At 58.8% G+C, this 6375-nt stretch carries 6 protein-coding genes; 5 read left to right on the top strand and 1 reads right to left on the bottom strand.

Annotated features, from left to right (window positions below):
• Positions 1–239 precede the first annotated feature (239 nt).
• Positions 240–1394, top strand: coding sequence for an FMN-dependent L-lactate dehydrogenase LldD (gene lldD / locus PMI32_RS17690; RefSeq protein ID WP_008028170.1), 1155 nt, complete (start codon positions 240–242; stop codon positions 1392–1394).
• 36 nt (positions 1395–1430) lie between these two features.
• Here the strand turns inward: lldD and PMI32_RS17695 are convergent, their stop codons facing one another.
• Entirely contained in the window at positions 1431–1799 is a 369-nt protein-coding gene (locus PMI32_RS17695) for a DUF427 domain-containing protein (protein WP_008028168.1), read from the bottom strand.
• A 348-nt stretch (positions 1800–2147) separates the two neighbouring features.
• On the opposite strand from PMI32_RS17695, the gene PMI32_RS17700 reads away from it, so the two are divergent.
• The 4 genes from PMI32_RS17700 (at position 2148) to PMI32_RS17715 (ending at position 6191) form a co-directional block, all read left to right on the top strand.
• Positions 2148–4097 carry a DNA topoisomerase III gene (locus tag PMI32_RS17700; RefSeq protein WP_008028166.1) on the top strand — a complete coding sequence of 650 codons (1950 nt, stop codon included), beginning with the start codon at positions 2148–2150 and terminating at the stop codon, positions 4095–4097.
• Positions 4098–4175: 78 nt separating this feature from the next.
• Positions 4176–4805 carry a glutathione S-transferase family protein gene (locus PMI32_RS17705; protein ID WP_008028163.1) on the top strand — a complete coding sequence of 210 codons (630 nt, stop codon included), beginning with the start codon at positions 4176–4178 and terminating at the stop codon, positions 4803–4805.
• Positions 4806–4836: 31 nt separating this feature from the next.
• On the top strand, positions 4837–5340 hold the full coding sequence (locus tag PMI32_RS17710) for a GNAT family N-acetyltransferase (RefSeq protein WP_008028161.1): 504 nt from the start codon (positions 4837–4839) through the stop codon (positions 5338–5340).
• Positions 5341–5861: 521 nt separating this feature from the next.
• Positions 5862–6191, top strand: coding sequence for a hypothetical protein (locus PMI32_RS17715; RefSeq protein ID WP_008028159.1), 330 nt, complete (start codon positions 5862–5864; stop codon positions 6189–6191).
• Positions 6192–6375 lie beyond the last annotated feature (184 nt).

The raw sequence follows: 6375 nt of genomic DNA, 5'->3' as shown, positions 1-6375 counted from the left end.
AGGGGCAAGAGCCCTTGGTTACTTGGGGCTCTTCCAAGTGACTCGCTGTAAAAGCGAAACCATAAGCAGCCGTTACCGCAGCAATGGATATGTACACCCAAAAAAAACACACCCACACAAAGCCTTCGCAAGCAGGTCCCACCAACACCGCGAAAAACAGAATTACCGCAAACACGAGCCGTTTTCGCTACTCTGGCTCCAAGCACCCATCGCCCCGCCACTCACCCGACCGAGGCACCATGATCATTTCATCCGCATCCGACTATCGCGAGGCAGCCCGCCGCAAACTCCCCCGCTTCTTGTTCGATTACATCGATGGAGGCGCTTATGCGGAGCACACACTAAGGGCCAACAGCGCCGACCTGACAGGCATCAGCCTGCGTCAGCGCATTCTGAAAAACGTCGAAACCCTTAGCCTGCAAACCACCCTCTTCGACCAGCCCCTCGCAATGCCGATCATCCTGGCACCGGTAGGCCTGACAGGCATGTTCGCCCGTCGAGGCGAAGTACAGGCCGTGAAAGCGGCGCAAAACAAAGGCATTCCCCTGTGCCTGTCGACAGTCTCGGTGTGTTCGATCGAGGAAGTGGTGGCGCAAAGCCAACAATCCATCTGGTTCCAGCTGTACGTGCTGAAAGACCGGGGTTTCATGAAAAACGCCCTGGAACGGGCCAAGGCTGCCGGGGTGAAAAACCTGGTGTTTACCGTCGACATGCCCACGCCCGGCGCGCGCTACCGGGATGCTCACTCGGGCATGTCCGGGCCGTTTGCGTCATCGCGGCGAATACTTCAGGCGATGACCCGACCCGACTGGGCCTTCAACGTCGGCGTCATGGGACGCCCGCACGATCTGGGCAACATCTCGAAGTACCTTGGCAAAGCCGTCACGCTCGAAGACTACATGGGCTGGCTGGCGAACAACTTCGACCCGTCGATCAGCTGGAGCGATCTGGAGTGGATTCGTGACTTCTGGAAAGGCCCGATGATCATCAAGGGCATTCTCGATCCTCAGGACGCGCGAGACGCCGTCAGCTTTGGCGCGGACGGCATTGTGGTGTCGAACCACGGCGGACGACAGCTGGACGGTGTGCTTTCCACCGCCAAGGCATTGCCGCCCATCGTACAAGCTGTGGGGAATGATCTGACGGTGCTGGTCGACTCGGGGATCCGCTCGGGGCTCGATGTCGTGCGGATGCTGGCCCTGGGCGCGAAAGGTGTATTGCTGGGGCGATCCATGGCCTATGCCCTGGCCGCCGACGGTCAACGCGGGGTGGAAAACATGCTGGATATTTTCGCCAAAGAGATGCGCGTGGCGATGACGTTGACCGGGGTGACTTCGATTGCTCAGATCGATGAGTCAACGTTGGTGCAGGCGGTTCGTGAGCTGAACGCTTGATCGTGAAAACGCCCTGTCTATGCAGGGCGTTTTCAATCACTCGACGTCTTTGAGAATCTCGAACTTCACCTGATCGGGATAGAACGCAATGTAACCGCGTATCTGTTCTACGGACACTTTGGGATCTTCATAGCTCCATGCCGCATTCGCGCCCTCATGCCCCGGGACCTGCAGGCTGAAATAGCTCGCATCGCCCTTGTAGGGGCAGTAACTCGTGTGGTCGGTGCGGGCAAAATACTTCTCGTCGATATCCTCCCGGGGCACGTAGTACACCGGAGGGTAATTGGCCTCCAGCAGCACCAGCGCGCGCGCCGACGCAGCCACCTGAATGCCGTGAAACTTCACTAACAGACAGCCGGGCTGCTCGGCGATGGTAATGACAGGGCTAGGACCGGAGCTTTTCATGAAATGCGTTCCTCGGGACGATGAAAAACCTGTGGGAGCGTGCGATGCGGCGATCCGACTTGCCCGCAATGGGTCGCACAGTGCCCCAAAACTTGAGAACACAACTTTGTCAGGTATAACCCAGATTTCGTCAGCGCGACGGCTTCACAGCCGAACGGGGCGCTGAAGCTATCTGTCGGAGGACCGGCACAAGCGCATAGGCGGATAACGTCAAATGTAGAAGCGAGATGCCGTTCGTTGCAATGAGTCGAAACGCACGAGCTGTACATCCATACAGATAAAGATTGCTCCATCGCTCATCAGCCGCCATTCTGTGCACCTCCCGGCAATTGATGAACGATGGTGGTTATGCGGCTGTACCTCTGTGAAAAACCTTCCCAGGCCAAAGACATTGCGGCCGTGCTCGGCGCCCGGCGTCGCGGCGACGGCTGCTGGTTGGGAACGGACGTCACGGTGACCTGGTGCATCGGCCATCTGCTGGAAACCGCGCCACCGGATGCCTACGACGCACGCTACAAGCGCTGGGTCTTGGCGGATCTGCCGATCATTCCGGACAAATGGAAAATGACCGTCAAACCGCGCACCGCCAGTCAGTACAAGGCGGTCAAACGCTTGCTCGGCGAGGCCGATGAGTTGGTGATCGCCACCGACGCCGACCGTGAGGGCGAAATGATCGCCCGGGAACTGGTGGAGCATTGTCGTTATCGCGGGCCGATCCAGCGGTTGTGGCTGTCGGCGCTGGACGATGCGTCAATCCGCAAGGCATTGGCTGCGCTGAAGCCGGGGGCGGAGACCTTCAGCCTTTATCATTCAGCATTGGGCCGTTCACGGGCCGACTGGCTGATCGGTATGAACATGAGCCGGTTGTTCACGCTGCTGGGGCGCCAGTCCGGTTATCAGGGCGTATTGCCGGTCGGTCGAGTGCAAACGCCGACCCTGCGCCTGGTAGTGGACCGCGACCGCAGCATCGCCGATTTCGTCCCCGTGGCTTACTGGGCCATCGACGTGCAGCTGCTGCACGATGGCACCGCGTTCACCGCACAGTGGCGTGCGCCGTCCGACGTTTGCGACGATCAGGATCGCTGCCTCAATCAAGCACTCGCACAACAGGCAGCGGCGGCAATTGGCAACGCGGCGAGCGCCCGGGTGATCAAACTGCGTACCGAGCGCATGCGCGAAGTGGCGCCGTTGCCGTTCGATTTGGGCACCTTGCAGGAAGTCTGTTCGAAGAAACTCGGGCTTGGCGCTCAGGAAACCCTCGACATCGCCCAGGCGCTCTACGAAACCCACAAAGTCATCACCTACCCTCGCAGCGACTGCGGTTACCTGCCGGTGAGTCAACACAGTGAAGCGCCCGGTATTCTCGCCGCCCTGCGGCAAGCAGATCCGACGCTGAACGCCTTGCAGGACCACCTTGAACCGCAACGGCGCTCACGGGCCTGGAATGACGCCAAGGTCAGCGCTCACCACGGCATCATCCCCACGGCTGCGGCAAAGAACCTGGATCGACTGGTGGGCAAGCAGCGAGCGGTCTACACACTGATCCGTGCGCGTTATCTGGCGCAGTTTCTGCCCAACCACGAATACGACCGGACCCAGGCCGACTTCGACTGTGCCGGTGAAGCCTTGCGCGCGGTCGGCAAGCAGATCGTCGAACCCGGCTGGAAACGCGCCCTGCCCGAGGCCCTTGCTCCGGCCAAGGGCCGCGAAGTACCGGCGCCGCAAACACTGCCGACATTGAGCGAAGGCCGTGATTGCGCGGTGGCCGAAGTAAAGCTCAAGGACCTTTGGACGCAGCCGCCCAAACCGTTTACCGAAGGTGATTTGATCAAGGCGATGAAGAACGTCGCCAAGCTGGTCGAGGATCCACTGCTGAAACAGAAACTCAAGGACACCACCGGGATCGGCACCGAGGCCACCCGCGCCTCGATCATTCAGGGCCTGCTCGACCGTGGTTATCTGATCAAGAACGGCAAGGCCCTGGCCGCCACCCCGGCGGCGTTCAGCCTGATCGACGCCGTGCCGCGCGCGATTGCCGACCCTGGCACCACAGCGATCTGGGAGCAGGCGCTGGACATGGTGCAGAACGGCGAAATGAGCCTGGAAGAGTTCGTCACCAAACAGGCGGCGTGGATGAGCAAGCAGGTTGCCCGCTGCGCCGGCCTGAACCTGACCATCAGCGGGCCCGCAAGCCCTGCCGGGCGAGGTGCCACACCCTGGAAAAACAAACGCAAGCCGGCCAAACGCAAGCCATCGACCGGCGCCAAACGTGCAGCAAAAACGCCGGGTAAAGCTTGATGGCACTTCGACTGGACAGCGATGGTCTAGTGTTCTTCAAGCCCGGCTACAACCCTGTTTCCTGAAAAGGCATCGACCATGATTATCGTGCACCACCTGAACAACTCCCGCTCCCAGCGCATTCTGTGGCTACTGGAAGAACTGGCCATCCCTTACGAACTGAAGCTCTATCAGCGCGATCCGAAAACCAACCTGGCCCCGCCGGAACTGAAAGCGATCAACGCCCTGGGCAAATCGCCGGTCATCGAAGACGGCACGCAGAAGCTGATTGAGTCCGCCGCAATCATCGACTACCTGATTCGTCGCCATGGTGAGGGGCGCCTGCAACCCGATCCGTCCACCCCGGCCTACGATGAATACGTGCAGTGGCTGCATTTCGCCGAAGGCTCGGCCATGTTGCCGCTGATGTTGAACCTGTATGTCGGACGCCTCGGTGAAGCCGGCGCACCGCTGCATCCGCGGATCAACTCGGAAGTGGCCAACTACCTCGGTTATCTGAACACGGCACTGAGCCAGTCCGATTACCTGCTGGGCAAGGAATTCAGCGCAGCCGATATCCAGATGAGTTTTATAGGTGAAATCGCCCGCGCCCAAGGCAAGCTCGGCGACTACCCTCATGTAGCCGCCTGGATCGAGCGCTTCCAGGCGCGCCCGGCCTATCAAACCGCACTGAAGAAAGGCGGAAAATACGACTTCGCGCCTCACTGATTGATTCCGCTCTGAACAGGAGCCAGCCCGCATGCCCTCGATAGAACTGCACGCCGCTCAGCGCGACGAACTGGAAACGCTCGAAAACCTGATGCAGTTCTATATGTACGACCTCAGTGAGTGGCTGCCGCTCAAACTCGGCGGGCATGGCTTCTTCCGCATCCAGCCGCAACAGGACTACTGGCGCAACCCCGCAACCCGCCCGTTCCTGATCAAGGTCGACGGGGAGCTGGCCGGTTTTGTGACCGTGGATGACAACACCCATCTGCCTGGCGCGCAGTACAACATCGGCTACCTTTTTGTCAGCCGACGCTTTCGTGGCCAAGGAGTCGCGACGTTTGTCGTTTCTACCCTCTTGAGCCAGCTGCCCGGGCAATGGCAGATTTTCCACATCGACGCCAACCCGCCTGCACGGCAGTTCTGGGCCCGTGTGATACCTGGCCTCACGGGTGACGCGTTCTCCCGGCATCATCAGCCAGTAGACGGTTATCCCTGCACCTTTTACCGCTTCCAAAGCTCGCTGCCCTCGTCCTGAGGGGCGCTTTCACCCTGCTGCTTTCTAATTCCAAACAGCTTTGTCCGACAATATGTAGTGACTGAAAATAATCACTACAAAACCGTTGACGCCTCCGATTTGCCCTTGCATGATGCAGACATCTCCCCGATCGGGAGTACAGCAACATGTTTGAGCAAGCTCGTCTGACCGCCGAGCTGTTTTTCCCGGATACACGCTGCCCACAAGGCAGATTGAAGAAGCTGACCTGGCCCGAACGTCCAGTACAAGGACGAGAAGCGCTGGCGATCAATCCTCATGAAGCTTGTGGCCGACCCTGAAAACGTCGGCAGTGGCCTGAAGGTATTCGCTGCTTCTCTTCGTTGTGACGCTATTGCGTAGCAGTTATTCAACACGACTACATGCAACAGACGCGGAACCCCGTCACTCTCGACGGCCGACCGCTGACGTCCTGGTTTCGGTGCCAGGGATCAACTAACCGATGGGCTACTTGTATTAGCGAATCAACTTTGAAAGATCACCAAATGGTCAAGGGGCATATTATGAATCTGAACAATCAACCTACTATCGATGAACTGGCTCGTATGTTCGCTGCGCAAAAAGACAGCCACGACAGCCACATTCTGTGGATCAGCAAATCGGGCCAGGTTCATATCGATTGCCTGTCGCCGCATGCCCATGAAGCCGAATTCGACCAGAACAACCAGAACCTGTTGGCCCGACTGAAAATGTACCGTCGCGGCCAGGGTTATGTCGGCAAGAAAGCTGCAGCCGACAAAGACTTCATCGGCAATGTCCTGCAAACGCTGAAACAGGCCTGGGACTCGATGCAGAACCAGAATGAAGTTCGGGTGATTGATCGGTTCTACTGATAATCCATAGATGTAGGAGCCGGCTTGCCGGCGATGGACTCAACTACACCGCGGTGAAACAGTCAGTACGCGTTATCGTTAACGACCATCGCCGGCAAGCCGGCTCCTACAATGGGCTGAATGGGTGTTCAAACCAATGAAGGCCCCATAAAAAAGGCCCCGCTCGAATAAACGAGCGGGGCCT

Origin of the sequence: Pseudomonas sp. GM60, assembly GCF_000282415.1 — a bacterium.
Taxonomy (GTDB): domain Bacteria; phylum Pseudomonadota; class Gammaproteobacteria; order Pseudomonadales; family Pseudomonadaceae; genus Aquipseudomonas; species Aquipseudomonas migulae.
The sequence above is the reverse complement of the archived record's forward strand: the minus strand, read 5'-3'. Positions and strand labels throughout refer to the sequence as shown.

Bases quoted from the DNA above. Each gene is read 5' to 3' on its own strand.
- lldD (WP_008028170.1), top strand. From the start codon at position 240: ATGATCATTTCATCCGCATCCGACTATCGCGAGGCAGCCCGCCGCAAA.
- PMI32_RS17695 (WP_008028168.1), bottom strand. From the start codon at position 1,799: ATGAAAAGCTCCGGTCCTAGCCCTGTCATTACCATCGCCGAGCAGCCC.
- PMI32_RS17700 (WP_008028166.1), top strand. From the start codon at position 2,148: ATGCGGCTGTACCTCTGTGAAAAACCTTCCCAGGCCAAAGACATTGCG.
- PMI32_RS17705 (WP_008028163.1), top strand. From the start codon at position 4,176: ATGATTATCGTGCACCACCTGAACAACTCCCGCTCCCAGCGCATTCTG.
- PMI32_RS17710 (WP_008028161.1), top strand. From the start codon at position 4,837: ATGCCCTCGATAGAACTGCACGCCGCTCAGCGCGACGAACTGGAAACG.
- PMI32_RS17715 (WP_008028159.1), top strand. From the start codon at position 5,862: ATGAATCTGAACAATCAACCTACTATCGATGAACTGGCTCGTATGTTC.